The organism is Aquimarina sp. AU119 (genome assembly GCF_900312735.1).
Taxonomy (GTDB): domain Bacteria; phylum Bacteroidota; class Bacteroidia; order Flavobacteriales; family Flavobacteriaceae; genus Aquimarina; species Aquimarina algiphila.
The window spans coordinates 455,944-476,390 of record NZ_OMPF01000022.1 but is presented as its reverse complement, the minus strand read 5'-3'; the positions used below and the strand labels follow the sequence as shown (position 1 = coordinate 476,390).

The 20,447-nt window shown below is 30.0% G+C and carries 21 protein-coding genes; 4 read left to right on the top strand and 17 right to left on the bottom strand.

Annotated features, from left to right (window positions below; translation table 11 throughout):
* The first annotated feature begins 101 nt into the window (after positions 1-101).
* Positions 102-2,414: a type IA DNA topoisomerase gene (locus DK442_RS19980; protein ID WP_109437655.1), complete on the top strand. Its 2,313-nt coding sequence runs from the start codon at positions 102-104 to the stop codon at positions 2,412-2,414.
* 99 nt (positions 2,415-2,513) lie between these two features.
* On the opposite strand, the gene DK442_RS19975 is transcribed toward DK442_RS19980, so the two are convergent.
* From DK442_RS19975 to DK442_RS19965, 3 genes are all read right to left on the bottom strand, one after another.
* The gene (locus DK442_RS19975; RefSeq protein ID WP_109437654.1) at positions 2,514-3,062 is read right to left on the bottom strand and encodes a hypothetical protein; all 549 of its coding nucleotides are present in this window, start codon (positions 3,060-3,062) and stop codon (positions 2,514-2,516) included.
* Positions 3,062-3,661: a hypothetical protein gene (locus tag DK442_RS19970; RefSeq protein WP_109437653.1), complete on the bottom strand. Its 600-nt coding sequence runs from the start codon at positions 3,659-3,661 to the stop codon at positions 3,062-3,064. The genes DK442_RS19975 and DK442_RS19970 overlap by 1 nt, the downstream gene beginning before the upstream one ends.
* A gap of 116 nt (positions 3,662-3,777) precedes the next feature.
* Positions 3,778-4,497, bottom strand: a complete 720-nt coding sequence (locus tag DK442_RS19965) for a hypothetical protein (protein WP_109437652.1) — start codon at positions 4,495-4,497, stop codon at positions 3,778-3,780.
* A 358-nt stretch (positions 4,498-4,855) separates the two neighbouring features.
* Here DK442_RS19965 and DK442_RS19960 point away from each other — a divergent pair, with 358 nt between their 5' ends.
* A complete protein-coding gene (locus tag DK442_RS19960) occupies positions 4,856-5,773 on the top strand; it encodes a hypothetical protein (protein WP_109437651.1) in 918 nt (305 codons plus the stop codon).
* A gap of 66 nt (positions 5,774-5,839) precedes the next feature.
* Here DK442_RS19960 and bla read toward each other — a convergent pair whose 3' ends face one another.
* From bla to DK442_RS19885, 14 genes are all read right to left on the bottom strand, one after another.
* Positions 5,840-6,580 carry a subclass B1 metallo-beta-lactamase gene (gene bla / locus DK442_RS19955; protein WP_109437650.1) on the bottom strand — a complete coding sequence of 247 codons (741 nt, stop codon included), beginning with the start codon at positions 6,578-6,580 and terminating at the stop codon, positions 5,840-5,842.
* Positions 6,581-6,741: 161 nt separating this feature from the next.
* Positions 6,742-7,065 carry a hypothetical protein gene (locus tag DK442_RS19950; RefSeq protein ID WP_109437649.1) on the bottom strand — a complete coding sequence of 108 codons (324 nt, stop codon included), beginning with the start codon at positions 7,063-7,065 and terminating at the stop codon, positions 6,742-6,744.
* Positions 7,066-7,068: 3 nt separating this feature from the next.
* Positions 7,069-7,509, bottom strand: a complete 441-nt coding sequence (locus DK442_RS19945) for an SRPBCC family protein (RefSeq protein ID WP_109437648.1) — start codon at positions 7,507-7,509, stop codon at positions 7,069-7,071.
* Positions 7,510-7,602: 93 nt separating this feature from the next.
* Positions 7,603-8,454 (bottom strand): helix-turn-helix domain-containing protein, encoded by an 852-nt coding sequence (locus tag DK442_RS19940; protein WP_160114268.1) that lies wholly within the window; start codon positions 8,452-8,454, stop codon positions 7,603-7,605.
* A gap of 348 nt (positions 8,455-8,802) precedes the next feature.
* A complete protein-coding gene (locus DK442_RS19935) occupies positions 8,803-9,216 on the bottom strand; it encodes a hypothetical protein (protein WP_109437646.1) in 414 nt (137 codons plus the stop codon).
* 53 nt (positions 9,217-9,269) lie between these two features.
* Positions 9,270-9,803 (bottom strand): Crp/Fnr family transcriptional regulator, encoded by a 534-nt coding sequence (locus DK442_RS19930; RefSeq protein WP_109437645.1) that lies wholly within the window; start codon positions 9,801-9,803, stop codon positions 9,270-9,272.
* Positions 9,804-9,895: 92 nt separating this feature from the next.
* A complete protein-coding gene (locus DK442_RS19925) occupies positions 9,896-10,519 on the bottom strand; it encodes a hypothetical protein (protein ID WP_235010998.1) in 624 nt (207 codons plus the stop codon).
* A gap of 145 nt (positions 10,520-10,664) precedes the next feature.
* Positions 10,665-12,938, bottom strand: a complete 2,274-nt coding sequence (katG, locus tag DK442_RS19920; protein WP_109437644.1) for a catalase/peroxidase HPI — start codon at positions 12,936-12,938, stop codon at positions 10,665-10,667.
* Between the two features lie 182 nt (positions 12,939-13,120).
* Positions 13,121-13,633 (bottom strand): hypothetical protein, encoded by a 513-nt coding sequence (locus DK442_RS19915; protein WP_109437643.1) that lies wholly within the window; start codon positions 13,631-13,633, stop codon positions 13,121-13,123.
* Positions 13,634-14,379: 746 nt separating this feature from the next.
* Positions 14,380-15,102, bottom strand: a complete 723-nt coding sequence (locus tag DK442_RS19905) for a metallophosphoesterase (protein ID WP_109437641.1) — start codon at positions 15,100-15,102, stop codon at positions 14,380-14,382.
* Between the two features lie 73 nt (positions 15,103-15,175).
* Positions 15,176-16,027: a helix-turn-helix transcriptional regulator gene (locus DK442_RS19900; protein ID WP_109437640.1), complete on the bottom strand. Its 852-nt coding sequence runs from the start codon at positions 16,025-16,027 to the stop codon at positions 15,176-15,178.
* A gap of 111 nt (positions 16,028-16,138) precedes the next feature.
* Positions 16,139-16,492: a hypothetical protein gene (locus tag DK442_RS19895; RefSeq protein ID WP_109437639.1), complete on the bottom strand. Its 354-nt coding sequence runs from the start codon at positions 16,490-16,492 to the stop codon at positions 16,139-16,141.
* A 257-nt stretch (positions 16,493-16,749) separates the two neighbouring features.
* Positions 16,750-17,046, bottom strand: a complete 297-nt coding sequence (locus DK442_RS19890) for a putative quinol monooxygenase (protein WP_109437638.1) — start codon at positions 17,044-17,046, stop codon at positions 16,750-16,752.
* A gap of 10 nt (positions 17,047-17,056) precedes the next feature.
* Positions 17,057-17,656 (bottom strand): nitroreductase family protein, encoded by a 600-nt coding sequence (locus DK442_RS19885; protein ID WP_200825145.1) that lies wholly within the window; start codon positions 17,654-17,656, stop codon positions 17,057-17,059.
* 105 nt (positions 17,657-17,761) lie between these two features.
* On the opposite strand from DK442_RS19885, the gene DK442_RS19880 reads away from it, so the two are divergent.
* Positions 17,762-18,097 (top strand): helix-turn-helix domain-containing protein, encoded by a 336-nt coding sequence (locus DK442_RS19880; RefSeq protein ID WP_109437637.1) that lies wholly within the window; start codon positions 17,762-17,764, stop codon positions 18,095-18,097.
* 537 nt (positions 18,098-18,634) lie between these two features.
* Entirely contained in the window at positions 18,635-20,311 is a 1,677-nt protein-coding gene (locus DK442_RS19875) for an AraC family transcriptional regulator (protein WP_109437636.1), read from the top strand.
* Positions 20,312-20,447: the final 136 nt, after the last annotated feature.

Genomic DNA, 20,447 nt, shown 5'->3' with positions numbered 1-20,447 from the left:
TTAAATTTTAATTGTAAATCTAATGTATTGGTTAATTCAGAGTTTTGTCAAATTGTTTTGTTAAAAATCAATCTATATTTTGACTATTTTTGTTTTTAGTTATGAAAGTATGTATTGCCGAAAAACCAAGTGTTGCCCGTGAAATTGCTTCTGTACTAGGAGCAAATGTAAAATGCGATGGATATTATGAAGGTAATGGATATGCTGTAACCTATACTTTTGGTCATCTCTGTACATTATTTGAACCTAATGATTATAAACCTTATTGGAAAAGTTGGGATCTTAATAATCTTCCTATGTTGCCCGATAAATTCAGAACCAAAGTGGTCGACAATTCTGGAATCAAAAAACAATTTAGTATTGTAAAAAAATTGTTTGATAAAGCTACAGTAGTAATTAACTGTGGTGATGCCGGTCAGGAAGGAGAGCTAATACAACGATGGGTTATAGACCAGGCAAATTATAAAGGAGAAGTACAACGTTTGTGGATTTCATCATTAACCACAGAAGCGATTAAAGAAGGTTTTGAAAAGCTACAACCCTCTACGCAGTACGATAATCTGTATTATGCAGGGTTTTCGAGAGCAATTGGAGATTGGTTATTAGGTATGAATGCCACAAGATTATATACCGTTAAGCATGGTGGATATAAACAAGTATTATCTATTGGTAGAGTACAAACGCCTACACTTGCGATGCTGGTAAATCGATTTAAAGAGATTCAGAGTTTTAAACCCAAACCTTATTGGGAGTTACAAACGGTTTATAGAGATACCTTGTTTAATTGTGAGGAAGGAAGGTTTTTAAAAAAAGAAGAAGGAGAGACCTTTGCTAAAGTCGTTAAAGAAAGTGATTTTGAGATTTTATCTATCACTAAGAAAAAAGGCAAAGAATATGCTCCCAAACTTTTTGATCTTACTGGACTGCAAGTTTATTGTAATACTAAGTTTGGTTTTTCTGCAGATGAAACATTAAAAATTGCACAAAAGTTATATGAGCAAAAGGTAATTACCTATCCTAGAGTGGATACCACTTTTTTACCTAATGATATTTACCCTAAAGTACCTGGCATATTAGGAAAATTAACGAATTATCAAAAGTTGATCGAACCGATCCTTAATGAAAAGATTAAAAAGTCAACTAAAGTTTTTAATGATAAGAAGGTTACAGATCATCATGCTATTATTCCTACCGGAGTTCAGATCAATTTACAATATAACCAACAACAGGTGTATGATATTATTACCAAACGATTTATAGCTGTGTTTTATGATGATTGTTCTGTAGCCAATACAACTGTGATTGGTAAAGCAGATACCGTAACTTTTAAAACTACGGGAAAAGAGATTTTGGAAAAAGGTTGGAGGTTGGTTTTTGAAACCCCAAATGCTAAAGAAAAAAAAGAAAAGGGAATACTTCCTTCTTTTGTAAAAGGAGAAAAAGGTCCACATGAACCTTCTTTTTTAGAAAAAGAAACCAAACCTCCTAATCAATATACTGAAGCTACTTTATTAAGAGCTATGGAGACTGCCGGAAAACAAGTAGATGATGATGAAATGCGTGAACTAATGAAGGAAAATGGTATTGGAAGACCATCTACAAGAGCAAACATTATCGAAACTCTATTTAAGCGCAAATATATTGAGCGAAATAAAAAACAAATTCTTCCTACAGTAACAGGAATACAACTTATTGATACCATACAGAATAAACTCCTCACTTCTGCAGAGCTTACAGGGCAATGGGAAAAACAACTAAAAGAGATTGAAAAAGGGAACTTTCATGCTGGTAACTTTATTAAAAACATGAAACAAATGGTGGATCATTTGGTATATGAAGTTCGTACAGAAAAAGTACGAGCTAATATCTCCCATACAACATCGGCTAAGAAACCCATCTCAGGAAACAAAAAACAACAAGTAAAACTTAATGAACAAGTATGTCCAAAATGTAAGCATGGGAAACTTCTGAAAGGGAAAACTGCTTTTGGATGTAGTGACTATAAAAATGGATGTAATTTTGTACTTCCGTTTTCTTTTGAGGGAAAAAAGATATCAGAAAAACAGTATTTACGATTACTCCAAAAAGGATGTACAGTTAATCTTAAAGGTTTTAAAACTTCTGAAGGGAATAAAGAAGGACTGCTTCGTTTCGATGATCAATTTCAATTACTCTTAGAAGAGAAGAAAGTTGCTAAGACCACTCATCAAGAACAAAATCCTAATACCATGTCTTGCCCCATTTGTCAAGAGGGAACTGTTGTAAAAGGTAAAACAGCGTACGGATGTAGCGCGTATAAAAATGGATGTGATTTTAGATATGCTTTCGATACTATACGAGAAAAGGCTAATGGAAAACCATTGACAACTTCATTAGTTTTTTCTTTGCTAAATGAAAGTGTAAAAGCAGAATGATTTGCAGACTATACCTGAGATGTTTTTTAACTGGATTTCAAATGAGTTTTGGTAAATTATGTAATGGTTATGATTTGATACACTTTGTCACTACTACTGTTACTTTTCTAGCTCTGATTTCAATCTATTTGATTCAGTAATAAGTACTTTTTCAATTGATAAGTTCGCTTTTATAGTCAAGTCAACTTTGTTTTTATTTTTATCCAACCAAAGAAAAATCTTCTCATTATCAAAATAATATCTGTCTTCAATTATTTTAGTTTTACTTAAGTCAAAGACTTCACCATCCTCAATTTCTTTTGCTGCCTTTTCATCCCAATAAATTGGTCTATTGTATTTATGTCGTTGATTGAAAGCAAAAAACAATTTTTTATCCTTAAAATAATACGCTATTATATTTTTTCCGGTTTCACCAAATTCAGTTACCTCGATTAACTTTAAATCTTCGTGGTCCAAATACGCTGTTATATAACTACCTTCTGTTGTATTTAATTCTATGTCAATATCTTTTTTTATATAAGAAGCCATATTGTTTCTTATTAATTTGTACTCAGATCGTATTTCTTTCAAAATAGATTCTCTTGATTGAGCGGATAGCAACCCTAATCCAAGAAACAAAATAGTTAATATGGTTACGGTTCTTTTCATTACTCTTTTATATTAGTTATCATCTCAAGCATACAGGAGGTGTCTCCATATTTATCTGATAAAATATCAATAGTATAATTTTCTACAGAAATAGTATATTTATCTTTAATCATATCATCATAAAAGCTAAAGCTTTTTACGGTATCTTTTGTTATCACTTTTAGGGTATAATTTGCATTATCAAAGTATTTACGATTTTTATCTTCAGGAGGTCCATCATATCCCCATTCATGACCACAATCTGTTAGTTCTATTTCTAAATTACCTTTGCTATCCTCAATAGTTAAGTTACCATTATTTAATAATGCAAATGTTTTTCCAAATTGTGCTGGCTCAATACTTAAATAATAATTGTTATTTTCAATCAAAAAGGTTAATAAGTATTTTTTATATGCTTTGGTATAATAAGATCTTTCTGATGGATCATTATTAATATAAAAAGAGGCAATGGATTCGGCATTGTTTTGGACTCCTAAGGATATATCTCCAATTAAGTGAGCCGCAGAACTTTCATCATATATACTTAAGTTGGTGGTTATCTTCAGGTCATTATACGCAGTAATGCCACTTTGTCCATGTTTTAAAGATATCTTTTTCATACTCTTTTGTGCGCTAATGCTATATAATATAAAGAATACAAATATGGATACTATAATTTTTTTCACGTTTTTATTTAATGTATTGTAATTAATCTTTGATGTGTAAAATTTAATCTTTAATTCTTGTTTTTAATAATAGGCGTAGGAGGATGAGCAACAGGAGTAGGGAAAAAAGTGGGATCAAATCTATCTAATATTTCGATCCTTGATGTATTTAAATTTATTTTTAAACGATACTGCTCAAAAAGTGTATTAAAATGTTTAACATCAATAAATTCATTGTCCATTCTTCTTATTGTCATTTCGTATATGTTTTCTTGTTCTTGGGTCAATACAATAAGATAATTTTTAATTAATTCTGCTACCCCGTTTGCAGTGAAATATTTGATTTCTTCTAGTGTGCTGCTTACGATGGTTTTATTTATTTTTTTCAGGATAACATTATGATCTTTTAATAGAGTGCCATAATCATAAGAATCTTGTAAGCGATAAAGGTTCATGATAAGGTCTTCGGGGTTTATTTTGCGACCAACTTCAAATTCAATACCTCCATCTGGTGTTCTTATCACAGAAGGATCCTCCCAATCGATACCGATGTTCTCAATTCCCCAATTAAATTTATCTTTTTTGTAAATTCCTGGATTAACAAAAAAAGTAATTTCATTATCAGAATAATAATCTGTAGTATTATCAATTCTTTTTTTGAGATGAATTCTCGTCAATTGATTTATGGGAAACCCATTGTTTTCTAGTTTTTTAGCAACTTTCAAAATAAGTTTTTGTTCTAGATTTGTAAATTCTGAAATAGAAGATTGCAGGCCTCTGGGGATATCCATAGCTGAATTTTTTTGATGTTTTTTTCCACTAAAGAAAAGTGTGAAAACGGACAATACAATTATTGATATATATCTATATTTCATGAAGCTTCTTAGGTATTTGTCCAGACTATATAATATTTTAAACCTTGTATGTTTTGGTTTTTTCTTAAACTTATAAAAATTTAAGGCTTTTACAAAAAAGTAAAGACCTTTTGTTTTTTGACTAAACCTTCTATAATATTATATGGATGTTAATTTCTTTCTTTTTTTGACAGTTGATGATATGAAAACTATTTAAATTATTTTTTACTTTAAAATACTGTAACATGGGCTCTGAATTTTTATCTATATAAAAGATGATTTAATTATAACAATTATGAAATTAAAGCAAAAATTTATAATCTCTCTATTTTTTGCACTTCCCATGGTACTTTGTGCACAAGCAGAAATGATATTCAATGATACTCAATTGAATGAATCATTGGAGACCGTAACTAAAAAATTAAAAGATATCTCTGAAACTACGAATGTAATTTCGATTGATAATCCAAGTTTTCCTTTAGCCAAAACCAAAGAAGAACATTTGGTTTGTTCAAAAATAAAAACAAAGCATGGGATAATTGAAAAAGCGGTATTTACTTTTGCCGATAACAAACTTAGCTATATTGAAGCCAAAGGAAATGTTTTTAATACATTTACAGAGACACGTAATGACACTGCCAGAACGTATATAGATTATGATGTTTATGTTAAGGATAAACTATTCTTAAACAAGAAAAAAGATATAGCCTGGATAATTACCAAAGAAGCTATGCATACCAATTTATTTACTTGGGAAAATCCATATCTCAATTTTCCATCGACAACTGAAATTGAATCCAATGATTCAAGTAAAATACCACCATTTCTTAAGACAGGAAAGACTTTGAATGAATTAAAACCAGTATTAGAAGCCAATAGTAAATTTATAAATATAGAAGAATTAGATGGCTCTGACCCTAATGCACAACTGCAAATAAACTGTTTTGGAGTTGATTATTTAGAGTTTCCAAGAAAAGTAGAAGCGCGTTTTGGAGATAACAAGCTTAATGTGGTATGGATTTTAACAGGAAAAGGGGAGGAAGATAGAATTCGCAAGGCTTTAACTAATCAATATGGTGATCCAATTTTTGTAAATGATGCTTGGGAGATTTTCAATAACTGGCAAGTTGGTTTAAGAAAAGATAAACCAGAGGTCTTACTTATAAAAAAAGAATTAGGACTAGAATACAAAACAACCTATTTTAAGCAGTAGTAATTCTGGTTTAATGATTAGGGGTAAATATGCTTTTCTAGTATTATGATAAGTTAGGCTAGCTTGTTAAGCCTTCTTAAATAATTGAATTGTATGATCCAAAAGTTCTGTTCCTCCCGGTTTACCATGCCCAGGAATTATAATTTTTAAATCAGGGATTTGCTTTTTTATCTTTTCAACAGTTTTAGACCATTCATTAGTATTAGCATCTTCAAGATTACCTTTGCCTGCTTTGGCTGATTTAACTAAACATCCTCCAAACAATACTTTTTCATTGGGGAGATATCCGACAATGTTATCTATGGTATGTCCCTCACCAAAGAACTTAACATGAACGTTTTGAGCACCTATTTTAATTTTCATTTTATTTTTAAAACCATATTCTGGTACTACTTTTAGATTATTTTGTTTTACCAATTTAATCGTGGTATTATTAGCGTATGATTTTGCTCCGTTATTATGGAATTGCTGTAATCCTCCCAAACAGTCTGTGTGAAAATGAGTAACTACAACAGCTTTAACTTTCTTTTTTCGTTCTTTTTCAATCCAATGTATAAGCTCTTTTGAGGTTTGATCATTTGTGGGAGTATCAAAAATAATAGCTTCATCTTCATTAAAATATACCATTCCGTTACACGCAACTTTTCCAAAATCATTTGTCTCTAGATAAGAAATATGCATAAAAACATTATTACCAACTTGTTTGATTTTTAGTATTTCAGATTCAAAAATATTTGTTGTTTGTCCACTAGACCTACAACAGCAAAAAACAATAGAAATTGCTAATAAAATAAATGTTTTGTTCATAAAAACTATTCTGTTTTTTAATTGGATCTCACATTGGGTATAAAACACCTGACGCGGTAAATTAGCGAATATTCAAATATAATCATTGCTTTTGTTTGCTATTCATGTAAAATTTATATTTTTTTTAATAAAAAGCTTTTATATATAGTATGCTATAACTACTATTTTGCAGGTAAACTCATGACATAATCATAGCTTTCATTTAAATATTCTGATAATTTGTCTAAATCACTTAGCATATTCTCTGGGATGAGTACATAACCTCGCATAACTGCATTGTAAGATTTATAAATAGTAGTATCAAATTCCTTGATATATTTTTCCTGAACTTCTTTTGAAAACCTAAACCCTATTTCTCCAGCCTTATTAAAAAGCGAAAACATATGTCCATTTGCAGAAGTGTATGGCATTATTTTTCCTTTTCTTTCAAATCGGTTACATTTTGCAACAAGTTGATCGTATGTTTTTAACTTTTTTTCCCACATAGTTTATTGTTTTTCAGCAAATTCTTTAAATTGACTCATCCATTTTTCTACTTGTTTTCTGTATATACCCGGAAAAAAGAGGGCTATTATTTTTGGTAAAAACCAATTAATCCTGATATATTCACATTCATAATCGTATTGTGTTGTTTTAGAATTAACTTCTGTAAAGGTATATTTCATGGTATTGTCCATATGTTTGTGATGATAAAAAGCTTCTAAAGATTGAGGTAAATCATTTTTAGTGATCGTTTCAGTGATTACCATATCTTGTTTACCATATTTATAATACATTTTTGATTTTGCTCCTTTTTGACCAGGAACACCATTAATTAACTCTTTTTTTATAAACCCATCTTGGTATTCTTTGTTGTACTCTTCATTCATAAAAAGAGCGACAACCACCTCTCTTTCTTGATGTATTGTTACTGAACCTTTATATTTCATAATTATAGTCGTTTAATCTCTTGAGGCATAGTTAAAGAGATAAAATTACATTTTGGTTACAGAATCGTTTTGTAACCTTATTTTTTTACAGTTTTAGTTACGTTTTATCTTTTCAAGATATTCTGAAGGAGAGATGCCTTCAAATTCTTTAAATGTTCTATAAAATGAAACCTTGTTATTAAAACCACATTCAAAGGCAATTTCGATTAGTTTTATTTTTTCTCCATTAGCATTTTGCATAATTTTTTTGGCTTCATTTAATCTATATTGATTAAGCAATTTTTTAAACGAATAGTTGAATTTTTGATTAATAATTTCTGAAACATAAGCAGAAGGAAGTGCAACTGATTCAGAAAAACGTTGAAGATTTAGAGTGTCATCCAAATAAATTTTGTCGATTTCAAATTTATTAGCGATCAGGATTTCATCTTTTTTTCTTTTTTGTAAATCACTTAAATCAGGGGTTTTACTACTAAATATAGTCGATTTGTCAATTAGTTTGTAAGCTACGGCCTGAATAATAAAAGTCATTACAAGCATACTCATTTGATTTACCAAAGCAAAGTTGTATTTACCTATGGGTTGAATTATAAAATACATAAGATGTAATACTAAAAACACTGAATAAATAGATAAAACAATATGATACCAGTTTACCAAAACATTATTGGTGACCTGTAGTTTAAAGTGAGTTAATTTTTTGATACTTGAATATATGTATACACCTATATATACGAAGAAACTTAAGCTAAAGTAAAAATCAAAACTTTGAAATGAGGGGACTTTTTCCATGAAGATTTTTATGGTTTCTAATTTTTCAATTCCGTTTAAAAAATAGAAAGGAAGATTAGAAAGTAATATTAAACCAAAAGGAATAAAATGCAGATACATTTTTTTTGATAGCTTAAAACCTTTAATTGTTATTGCAAGTGTCATAAATAACATCAAAGGAGGTTTTAAAAAACTAATAGGATAACTTATACCCAATAGATGGGGAATAGAAAGAATTAATTGAGTTTCTACTAAAAGTCTTTCAAAAAGCGTAATGCCTTCAATTATTAAAAGGGATGCAAATAAATTTTTAAACAGAGTTTTATTGTCTGACTTTAATAGAATAAATGCAATGAAAAAAGCCTGGCAGGTGCCATAAGTAATTATAACGTTAAGTATCAGTGAAGTCAACCCCATTATTTATACTTGCTAAGTATTCTTTCAAAGATAACTAGTTTGATTTGAAGAAGAAATCTAGAGAGGCTTAATTATATCTTTTATTATGAATGTTACTTTTTTGTTTTAATCAAATGGAAGTAAGTCAGGGGTTAAAAACTCTTTCTTCGCATACTTTGAATTAAAAATATCAAAACTATAATGACTTTCAATAAGTTGTTTAAAGCGCGTTTTTAATTGTGGAAACTCAAGTATGAAATCTTTAAAATTATTAGAATTTGATTGTCGTATGAAATGATTTACAACTTTGGTTGCTGCAATAGTTAGGGTTTTGTTGTATTTATCTTTTGCGTCAACAAAGGTTACAAAATTTTGTAATTGTTTTTGAATATTTTCTTCTGCTTGTTCAATTCCATAGTTTTTAATATGTATCCATGCTAGTCTTAAATGAGCTTCGTGACTGAAGATTTCTGGATCAAGAGTACAGTCAGTAAATGAGTTTTCAAATGCTTCGTCTGTGAGTTCAAAATGTTTTTCCATAGTATATTACATTATATATTTTAATGTAAAGAAATGGATTTCTTATTTTTTTCTCATTTACATTTGTTGATAAATTGTTTTCGTGCTCTACTTAATTGTGTTGGTGTAATACCCAGATAATTTGCAATATAATAATGAGGTATTCGATTAATTAAACTTGGATATTCTTTTAAGAATAACTCATATTTCTCAACAGAATTCAGGTTTAATAATGATACCAATCTTGACTGTAATTGTTTATTGAGTTTTTGGAATTCGTTAGTTACTATTTTCGTGATTTCTTTGTCTTTATTAACCCATGACATAACTTCAGAATAATCGGCTATAGAAATCTTACATTCTTCTAATGCTTCTATGGACATTACGACATTTGTTTTTGGGATATAACTACCAATAATCATATCGTTTTCCTGGTAAAAGTGAGTCGTAATTTCATTACCGTCATTATCATATACAAACCCTCTCATAATTCCTTTGATGAGCATTCCTATTTCTATACAAGGTTTACCATACTGAAGAAAAAAATCCCCGCGATTGAATAACTCAGTTCGATGTAGAGATTCGCTAATTGTGGTTTTTTTAGACATTTTAATTATGATTATTTCTTAGTTGAAATATAAACTCGGTATATTATTAACTATAGAATGGAGAACTATTATCGAACTCATTATAAACTTTGTTATATATAATTTTTTCGTTTCTTTTCTCGAAGTATTCCTAATATTAAACCAAGTATAGCGATTAAAAAGCATGCTATAATCCAAAAACCAAAGTTATGCTCATGAAAGAATAATCCAAAAGCAAATATAAAAGAGAATAGTATCAGTCCAATAACTTGCCAAATGTAATCTTTTTCCAGTCGCATTCTTTTGTCTAAGACCGGAGTTAAATTAAATAAAATTTTGATTTCGTCCCATTCCCAAATAATAAGTAATAGATTGGCTAATAGCATTAATCCAGTTATTACCGGGGTATATGCAAAATAATATGATATGGTTATAATGAATATATTCAAAATAATAGGGAGATTAAATAAGGCTCCAAGTTTAGAGTATTTTTGAGTCATTAGTAAAAAACCAGCTATTAATTGAGCAATTCCGATGAACTTCCAATATAAACCTGATTGATACATAGTTTCAAAGAAATGCCAAGCGCTATTAATGGGGTTCAATTCTCCACTTTCAGCAGTGAAACGATTTCCTTTAATCTTTACGATGCTTGCAAAGACAAATGCTCCACCAATTAATAACCTCGTGTAAATTATAAAAATTTGACTCCAGACCTTTTCTTTAATATCTCCCATGATAATGTTCGTTTTTATTACGACGCATAAGCAAAGAGTTTGTTACTTTATAACATTTTGAACAAAAGATTGAAACATCTAAAAGAAACCCGCTTAGATCTTAAAACTAAGCGGGTTGATTATATACATTTTATTCTATAAATGGCTATAGATCAAATCGATCAAGTTTCATTACTTTACTCCATGCATTAACGAAGTCTTTTACAAATTTCTCTTTTGCATCGTTACTAGCATAGACTTCGGCCAATGCTCTTAATTCAGAATTAGAACCAAAAATAAGATCTGCTCGTGTAGCTGTCCATTTTAGTTCATTAGTTGCTCTATCTCTTCCTTCATATTTTTCTTTTGCTTCAGAAACGGCTTTCCATTCTGTACTCATGTCCAAAAGATTAACAAAGAAATCATTGGTTAATGTTCCTGGGCTTTTAGTAAAAACACCATGTCTGGAGTTATCATGATTGGTATTTAGAACACGCATACCTCCAACGAGAACTGTCATTTCTGGAACAGTTAATGTTAATAATTGCGCTTTGTCAACAAGCAATTCTTCTGTAGTCAAAGTGTATTTTGTTTTTAAATAGTTTCTAAATCCATCTGCCATCGGTTCAAGTAATGCAATTGAGTTTATATCAGTTTTCTCTTGTAAGGCGTCCATTCTTCCAGGAGTAAAAGGAACCTCAATAGAATAACCTGCTTTTTTTGCTGCTTCTTCTATGGCTGCAGAACCTCCTAAAACAATCAGGTCAGCGATAGATACTTTTTTTCCTGTTGTATTAAAATCACTTTGGATTTTTTCTAAAGTTGCTAAAACCTTATTCAATTGTTTTGGATTATTAACCTCCCAGGTTCTTTGAGGTTCTAGTCGGATACGAGAACCATTGGCACCACCTCTTCGATCAGAATTACGATAAGTAGAGGCAGAGGCCCATGCTGTTGATACTAGTTCACTAATTGTAACATCTGCATTAAGAATACTCGATTTTAATGTGGCAATATCCTTTGCATTTATTAATTCGTGGTCAACTGATGGAATTGGATCTTGCCAGATAAATTCTTCTTTAGGAGTTTCTGGACCAAGGTATGTAGTTCGAGGTCCCATATCTCTATGGGTTAATTTAAACCATGCCCGAGCAAATGCAGCATTAAATTCTTCGGGGTTTTCAAGAAATTTTCTTGAAATTTTTTCATATGCAGGATCAAATCGTAACGAAAGATCTGTTGTTAGCATCGTTGGTTTATGTTTCTTTTTGTCATCAAAAGCGTCTGGGAATATTTCGTCAGCATCTTTTGCTTGCCATTGATGAGCTCCACCCGGACTTTTAGTTAGTTCCCATTCAAAATTAAATAAATTGGCAAAGAAAGTATTATTCCATCTGGTAGGTGTAGCGGTCCAAATAACTTCTAAACCAGAAGTAATAGCATCTTTACCTTTTCCGGTTCCATGATCACTTTTCCAACCTAGTCCTTGTTCTTCAATAGTGGCATCTTCTGGTGAAGCCCCCAAGTGTGAACCACTTGCAGCGCCATGTGTTTTACCTAATGTATGTCCTCCGGCTATAAGGGCTACTGTTTCTTCATCGTTCATTCCCATTCGTCCGAATGTTTCTCTTATATCTATTGCTGCGGCAACAGGATCTGGATTACCATTAGGCCCTTCTGGATTAACATATATAAGTCCCATTTGTACCGCTGCTAAAGGTTTTTCTAGTTCTCGATCACCAGTATAACGTTCATCATCTAACATTTTACCTTCGGGTCCCCAATACACATTACTTGCAGGTTCCCATACATCTTCTCGGCCTCCGGCAAAACCAATGGTCTTAAAACCCATAGATTCAAAAGCAACATTACCAGTGAGTATCATTAAATCTGCCCAAGAGATTTTACTTCCATATTTTTGTTTAATAGGCCAAAGAAGCCTTCTTGCCTTATCCAGATTGCCATTATCAGGCCAACTATTTAAAGGAGCAAAGCGTTGTTGCCCTTCTCGTGAACCACCACGGCCATCACCAGTTCTATATGTACCAGCACTATGCCATGCCATACGAATAAATAAGCCCCCATAATGTCCATAATCTGCTGGCCACCAATCCTGAGAATCTGTCATTAATTCGGTTAAATCTTTTTTTAGTGCATCATAATCCAAGCTATTAAATTGTTCTGAATAATTAAAACCCTGCCCCATAGGATCTGATTGCGATGAATGTTGTCGAAGTACACTTAGATCAAGTTGGTTTGGCCACCAATCTCTATTGGTTTTGCCATCGTTGCTTACGTTAAGTCCTCCAGATGGTCCTTCAGAAGTGAAACCAAAAGGACATTTTCCTTTTTTTTCTCCATCACCTTTTACTTCACTTTGATGGCAGCCGGTTAAAAGAATCATAGCAAAAGCTAATGTTATTAAGAGTTTGTTTTTCATTTGTGTAATTTTTAGTTAATATGTGGTTTTATTGTCGGTTCATAAAGTTAAATTTATTTTTTTGCAGATAAAAGTTGATATTATTTATAAAATTATAGTTAGATAGATAATATCTATGATTTAACACATAAAGCATCTAAAAAAATTATATCGTCAAACAGACTTTTATAAAGAATACAAGTTTAAAAACCAATACCAAAATGTAACGCGGCAGTAAATGATATTTCTTGGTCATTACCAACTCTTATGGGCAATACGAGTTCTGCAAATACATTAGTTTTTCCTAAGGAAAACCCTCTGTTTAAAAGTGGTGTAATTCCATATCTTCCACTTTTAGTTTCATAAGCGATCCGATTTCCAAACGTAAGTTTATTACCAATGCCCCATAATAAACCAGGATGTATTAGAAGCTCATTTACAGCACTAGTATTATCTCCATCAGAATCTTCAATAGAACTTATAAAAGGAACGAGTTCTACATCAAAAGCAAATTTTTCACTTTTGCGAATCGTAACACCTATTGGAAATCCAATAGTATACGGATCAAATCCATCAGTGGTATCTCCATCCTGAATGGTTACTATGGGCTGAACAAAACCAAAGTGACCACCGATAGTGTTTTGCCCTCGGACATTGTAAACACTTAAAGATAGAAATAGAATACTAACAATTAAAAAGGACGGTTTTAGAGTCATGACATTTTATTTTAAAGATTATTAAAAAATTAAAAATGATTTACATATTGTATGATGTATGGTAATATGTAGGACGATGCATTAATCTTCCTAGTATTTCAAATAGAGTTTGTAGAGACTAGCGCTTTTGATTATCATATTTTGTTTAAAAATATGCTGTAGCAGAAGGTTTCTCTAGATTTAGAAAAGAATCAGAATATAATTAACAATATTCTACCAAGGTATTGATCTGACTTATGGGTATAGGTATACCGGATATAAGTTAAAATAGATACAAATCTATATCACTTCGTGACTAGTCAGATAAAATGGAAAAAAATGTAGAATATTAAAATACCTATTTCAATTAAAGTTGAAATAGGCATAAATATCGCTTGTCAAGAAAACGGAAAGTTTAATTAGATTTTTCATGTAATAAGAGGATTTAAGTTGGTATTTCAAATCTAATATTATAAAACTTGAAAGTTTGTTAGCTAGCTAACAAATTATTTACATAATCCTGTTATATCTTTTATTAGTAATTGAAACCAATTTTTGAATCCTAATCATGTATTTACTTCTGATTAAAATATCGCCTAAGAAAATAATTTCTTAGTATGCTTAAAAAGGTTAAGTATATTGTTAAGATTACATTTTTTCCAGAATCATTTTCTATTCCCAGTATTGGAAATATGATATGTAGTGAAATCATAGTAATAAAAAAACCAACAGTAACATTAACTAAGCTTTCTATAAGCGACTGTTTTTTAGTTTGCATCGCTTAAAAGTTTAATTGTTGAAGATTGATGATTTTTTTCTAACTCAATAATTCTGTAACCAAAAATAGAAGTGTTTATTTCTATGGTATTTGGGTTTTTCTCAACTTGAAAGGAAACAGCGGGAGTTATGTTCTGAGTGATGTTTTTGTAGACAACTTTACTTTCCATATGATAATGGCCACAAAAAATAGTAATCTTATTAGGATAACTTTCTAATATGGACAGTACGGCGTCTCTATTTTTAAGCTTTCCTATATTATCAACTTCTAAATTCAAACCGATTACAGGGTGATGCATGAAAATGATAATGAGCTTTGGCGAAACAAGTTCTTTTTCAAGCCAAAATAGTTGTTGGCTATCAATTATACCTTCAGAAGAATCTAAGTATATGAATTTATATTCTTCTTTCTCCACACTACTATATAATTTTAGAGAATCGTAATGCGCTCCTTTACCATAATATTTAGAAATTTCGGTAAATGAATCATGATTGCCAAGAGTAATCGATAAATAGATCGTTTTAAGTTGTTCGAAGAAATAAGATACTCCTTCATTTTCACCAATATCACCCGTACAAATTACTTCTGTGATTTTTTCATTTTTTATATCCTTTACAATGTCATCGAGTCGTTTTCTTGTTGATATACCATTTTTTGAAGGTAACTCTTCATCCAAATGTAAATCAGTGATATGTGCTAATCTAATAGGCATAAATCTTTATTTTAATTAAGAAAACAAAAGTACCTATGCGATTGATAATGTATTTATAGAATCTTGCAGATTTCTATACATTATTTCGATACTGAGTTGGAGAAGAACCTATATGCTTTTTAAATGTATTAGAAAAATAGGAAATGTTATCAAAGCCGCACTCAATAGCAATTTCAAAAATAGAACATTTAGAATAACGTAATCTATTCTTGGCTTTTTCTAAACGGATAGAAGTGAGATATTCTAAAGGGGTAATTCCGTTAATTTCTGTAAACAATCGATGTAAATAATATTTACTAATTCCAATATTGCTACTGATTTTTTCTAGTGAAACAGTATTACTTATATTATCATTTAAATATTCTTTAGCCAAAGAGACCCTTTGAAAGAGCTCTTTTTTTGTATTGTGTTTAATTATTTTTAATGCCGAAAATTTATGATCAATATTGATTTGTTCCTGAATAATTGTTTCAGAAAGTCGAATAAACAAATGATCTATTTGATGTTTGAAAGTAATGGAGTCTTTCTCATAAAGATGAGTTATTTTTTCTAATAGCAGACTTACGTTATTATTGGTTTGTTTTTGAATTACTTCTAGAAATTCAGGTTGAGGTTTAGTATTGGTATGATAACTATATACTTCATTGATGAGTTTAGGTGACAAGAAGAATGACAATCCTTTTGTTCCTCTTTTTGCGTTTGTAGTAATTCTACTATTGTTATTTAAAATTAAATATTGATTTTTTGATACCTCAATATTTTGATTATTGAAGCTATAATGTTTTACACCTTCTATGACATATTTTAATGTATATGTAGAATCATAAGATATAGAAATATCATCAGAGTGATTAGAATATAACACCTTATTTTCTAACTGATTTGAAAATTTTGGGATATCTATTACTTCTTCAAGTTTTACCATAAAATTAGAATAATGTAACCTCTATATTCGAAAAGTAATTTACAAAATAAAAATATAGCGACTTGAATTACAATTCAAATCGCTATTGTCTATATATATTGTGAGTCAATACTAAACAGCTAGTTCTGGTTTATGTAAACTCACAACGCTTAATACAGCAATACCATTAATCCAATAATAGTACGCATCTATTCCTTTAAAAGAAAAAATAAATGGTGCTAGTATAAAAACTATAGCCACCAGGAAATCTACGATTAAATGAGCTTTGTATGAAATAACTCGTACTATTCCTAAATGATGATCTGTTAATATTGTTAAAATTAGTGCTGCTATTCCAGTGGCAATAGAAAGCCAAAATGCAAATGGGTTAGATGCACCTAGGCCTAGTAAAAATGGAAGTATAATTAATGCAATTGCTACTGGATAATCTAAAAAAGCATGTATTCTTTTGGTTACAAATTTCATAATTCTAAATTTTAGTGATTAATACACTACAAAGATGAAGTAGAATTAAAGCTTTTTAAGTACAAAAAAAGGACTAAAAATTGCACTTTTTGATTTAAATGGATAAGAAGGAGTGTACTAAAGCACTTTATAATAAGAGATTGTTGTAAACCAAAAAGATTTGATGGACTTGATTTAAAACTGTGATAGCAGAAAAGAACTACATTTTAAAATGTAGTTCTTTTCTGCTATTTTTATATGTTGTCTGTGTGTGGTTATTATCCGATATGGGACATTTCATTGAGAATAAATTCTTCGACAGCACCATCAGTTGCTTTTATATACTCAGCCAAATGGGTGTTATTCATATGCGTTTGCCATAGTTCTCTGCTTTCCCAATTTTCATAAAACAGAAATAAGTTTTTATTTTGGTTGTCCTGATGCAGGTCATAATTAATACATCCTTTTTCTTTTCTTGTGATGTCGATAAGCTTTATTAGTTCATTTTTGACTAATTCTCTCTTTTTATCTTTCGCTAAAATTCTAGCTACGATTGTTAACTTTTGATTTTCCATTCTTTCTATTTTATACTGTTGTAATAACTTTATTGATGTCTCTTCTTGATTTTGGATTTTTGCTTGGTTGATTAAAATCTTCTTTGTCTCTATAGCCAATTGCGACAGCCATAAGGGTGGAGTAGTCTGTCTGATTTAAGATTTTGTCATAGTTTTTTGGTTCAATTCCCTCCATTGGTGTTGCATCAATTCCCATTTCAGCACAAGCGCTCAATAAAACACCCAAAGCTAAATAAACTTGTCGATCAAACCAGACTTTTATTTGCTCCTCGGATTGGGGCTTTATAAATTCTTTATAATAATCAACTGCACCTTTTGGCAGTTCTTGATCAATTTGTTTTTCGAATACATCTATATTGTTAATACGACTAAATACCACAACAGTATCACTATCAAGAACCTTGTTTGTGTTTAACCACGAAACTTTTGAAAGTTTTTGTTTTTTGTCATTATCTGAAACAAAAGTAAATTTCCAAGGTTGACTGTTTATTGAAGAAGGACTTAAATGTAAAATCTCCTTTAATTCCTGAATTTTTTGACTTTCAATTTTTTTTGTTGCGTTATATTTTTTGGTTGTGTAGCGTTGCTGCATTGATTCTAGAAAGCTCATATTCTATATTTTAATTTAACTATACTAATTATAGTTGCAAAATTAAGTATAGTATTATAGTTTTGCAATAACGGTCAAAAAGGATAGTTTAATTTTATATGAGTTATGCATAAATTTAATGGAAGACAATACCCTTGTTGTGCAAGCCTAACAATGGGAATTATTGGAGGAAAGTGGAAAACAGTAATCTTATTCTACTTAATGGAAAAAACGTTACGTTACAATGAGTTAAGAAAGAAAATGCCAACAGTAACCGAACGAACTTTAAGTTTACAGTTAAAGACTTTGGAAGAAGATGGAATTATTAAAAGAAAGGTTTACACTTCAAAACCTCCTTTAAGAGTAGAATATTCTTTAACAGATTTTGGTAACACTTTAATTCCGTTAATTCAATCTATTGCTGACTGGGGCGACTATGTGGTTGAAAATTATTCGAAATAAGTGTTCCAATTAACTTGCTATTCATATTTTAAAAGGTCATTAAAACTGAAAATTTTATTTGATTTACATTATCTATTGACTTACTATCTAAATTTTTATTTTTTGATTTGATTGTTTTAGTTGGTGAGCTATTTTTATATGTAATTAACTTAACTAGCATATGTTATAATTTACCATAATTAATAACTTATAACATACATCCTTTTACAAGGATTTATAATTATTTGTAAAAGGTGTGTTACATATTTATTGCTATTGAACTATACTACATTGATTTTGAGAAAACATAAATAAATAGGATGAGAAAAGTCTTTTATTATGACAATATTAATAAAACACTTTATTCATTCTTATAAAACAATAAGAACCCTTAAAGAATAATTACAAACATACTTTAGAACGGTAATTCTTCGTTATTACGAGTAGATAGAACAATGTGCTATGAACAAAAAAGATTAATATTTTTCTTTAAAAACATCATATTTCGTAGTACATTTAATAAGAAAAGAGATTATATTCTCGATAGACATTTGTATAATGAAGACCCTCTTTTATTTACGTATTCTTTACTGTTTTAGTCTTACTATTACCTTTGCCCAAGATAATATTGATTCAATTCCAGCATTACATAATCAAATTGTAGTTTCACCTCAAGATAGTATAAATAAATACAAAAAATTATCAAGAGAAGCATATGGCAGAGGAGATTTAAAAGCTTTTAAAGAATATACAGATACCGTTTTAGAAATTGCTATATCTAATGATCTGGGCGAAATTAGGGTTAGATCCTTATTAAATCTGGCTATATATTATCAGCAAACTGATCAATATGAGCAATCGTTATCCAAATATTTTGAAGCTGAAGAGTTTGTTAAATCATTACCAGAAAAAGATTATTTAACATTATTGATTAAGGTAAATTTAGGGAATTTATACAACGCTATCGGAAATTATGATATGGCATCGAGTACAATGAAAAATGTCATTAACCTTGCTGAAAGTGTTGAAGATTCTGAAGAGTTTGTGTTGGTAGCCAATAATACATTGGGTACAACCGCCTTACATCAGAAAGATTTTTTAGGAGCTCTTGAGTATATGAAAAAGGTAAAAGACTTTGGAGTAAAGAAGAATCGTAATGAGGTTATTATTAGAGCAATGATTAATATTTCTGATTGCTATTTAAAATTAGACCGCTATCAGGATGCTATTGATAATAGTACAGAGGCATTAAAACGTTTTACCCCAAAAGAATCTATAGAAAGTAAGGCTTTGGCTCAATTAACTATTGCTGTAGGATGTATTAATTTAAAGAAAGATTCAGAAGCTTTACCATATTTAAAAGAAGCAAAAGAGATAGGTATTTCGGGTAATTTTCTAAAAATAAAGATGGATTCTCATCGATACCTTGCTCAAGCCTATGAATCATTAGATAGCATACAAAAATCATTAGAAGAACAAAAAGCCTTTACAAAAACTAGAGAGCAATATCTTAAGACATTATCTAAGGCAAAACGATTAGAAATAGAAAAAGAATCAGAAACAAAGTCAACTATTATAGACAAACAAAAAGCATCTATTGCATTTTTAAGTAAACAAAAACAATTCTATATTTTCTTAGGGGGCGTATTGGTCATTTTATTAATAGTGTTTGCCATTATGTATTGGAATAAAAGAATGAAATTAGCCAGAGAATCCTTGCAATTTCAAGATGATAAAACTCTTTTAGAAAATGAAAATGAGGCATTAAAGGATAAATTGAATGAATTAGCCATAAAAATTCAAGCACAAGAAACAATTGAAGAAAATACTAAATTATCATCACACAAAAAGGCTACGATTACCTTACAGGATCAAGAAAAATACATGAAACGTATTTTAGATTATATGGAGGAAGAAAAACCTTATTTGGATCATGAAATTAAACAATCAGATATTGCAGATAAGTTAGCCATAAGCACACATCTTTTCTCAGAAATATTAAATGTTTGTTTTCATAAAAACTTCAATAATTTTATAAATTTATATAGAGTAGACAGTGCTAAGCAATTGATGAAAAACCCAGACTATAAACATTATAAAATTCTTGCAATAGGTTACGAAGCCGGTTTTCCTAGTAAAACATCCTTTAATAGAGTATTTAAAAATTTAGTTGGACTTACTCCTTCAGAGTATCAAAAAAAGAACATACCTTCTATTGATTTAGAAAATGCATAATTTTTATACTCTATTGATATACATGCTTTTATATCAATATTTCTTTGTGATTGGTAATTTTATATTATAAAAAAAGGAGTTCCATATTATAAATTGGAACTCTTTTTTTATGGTACTCACTTACATTTGAAATCTA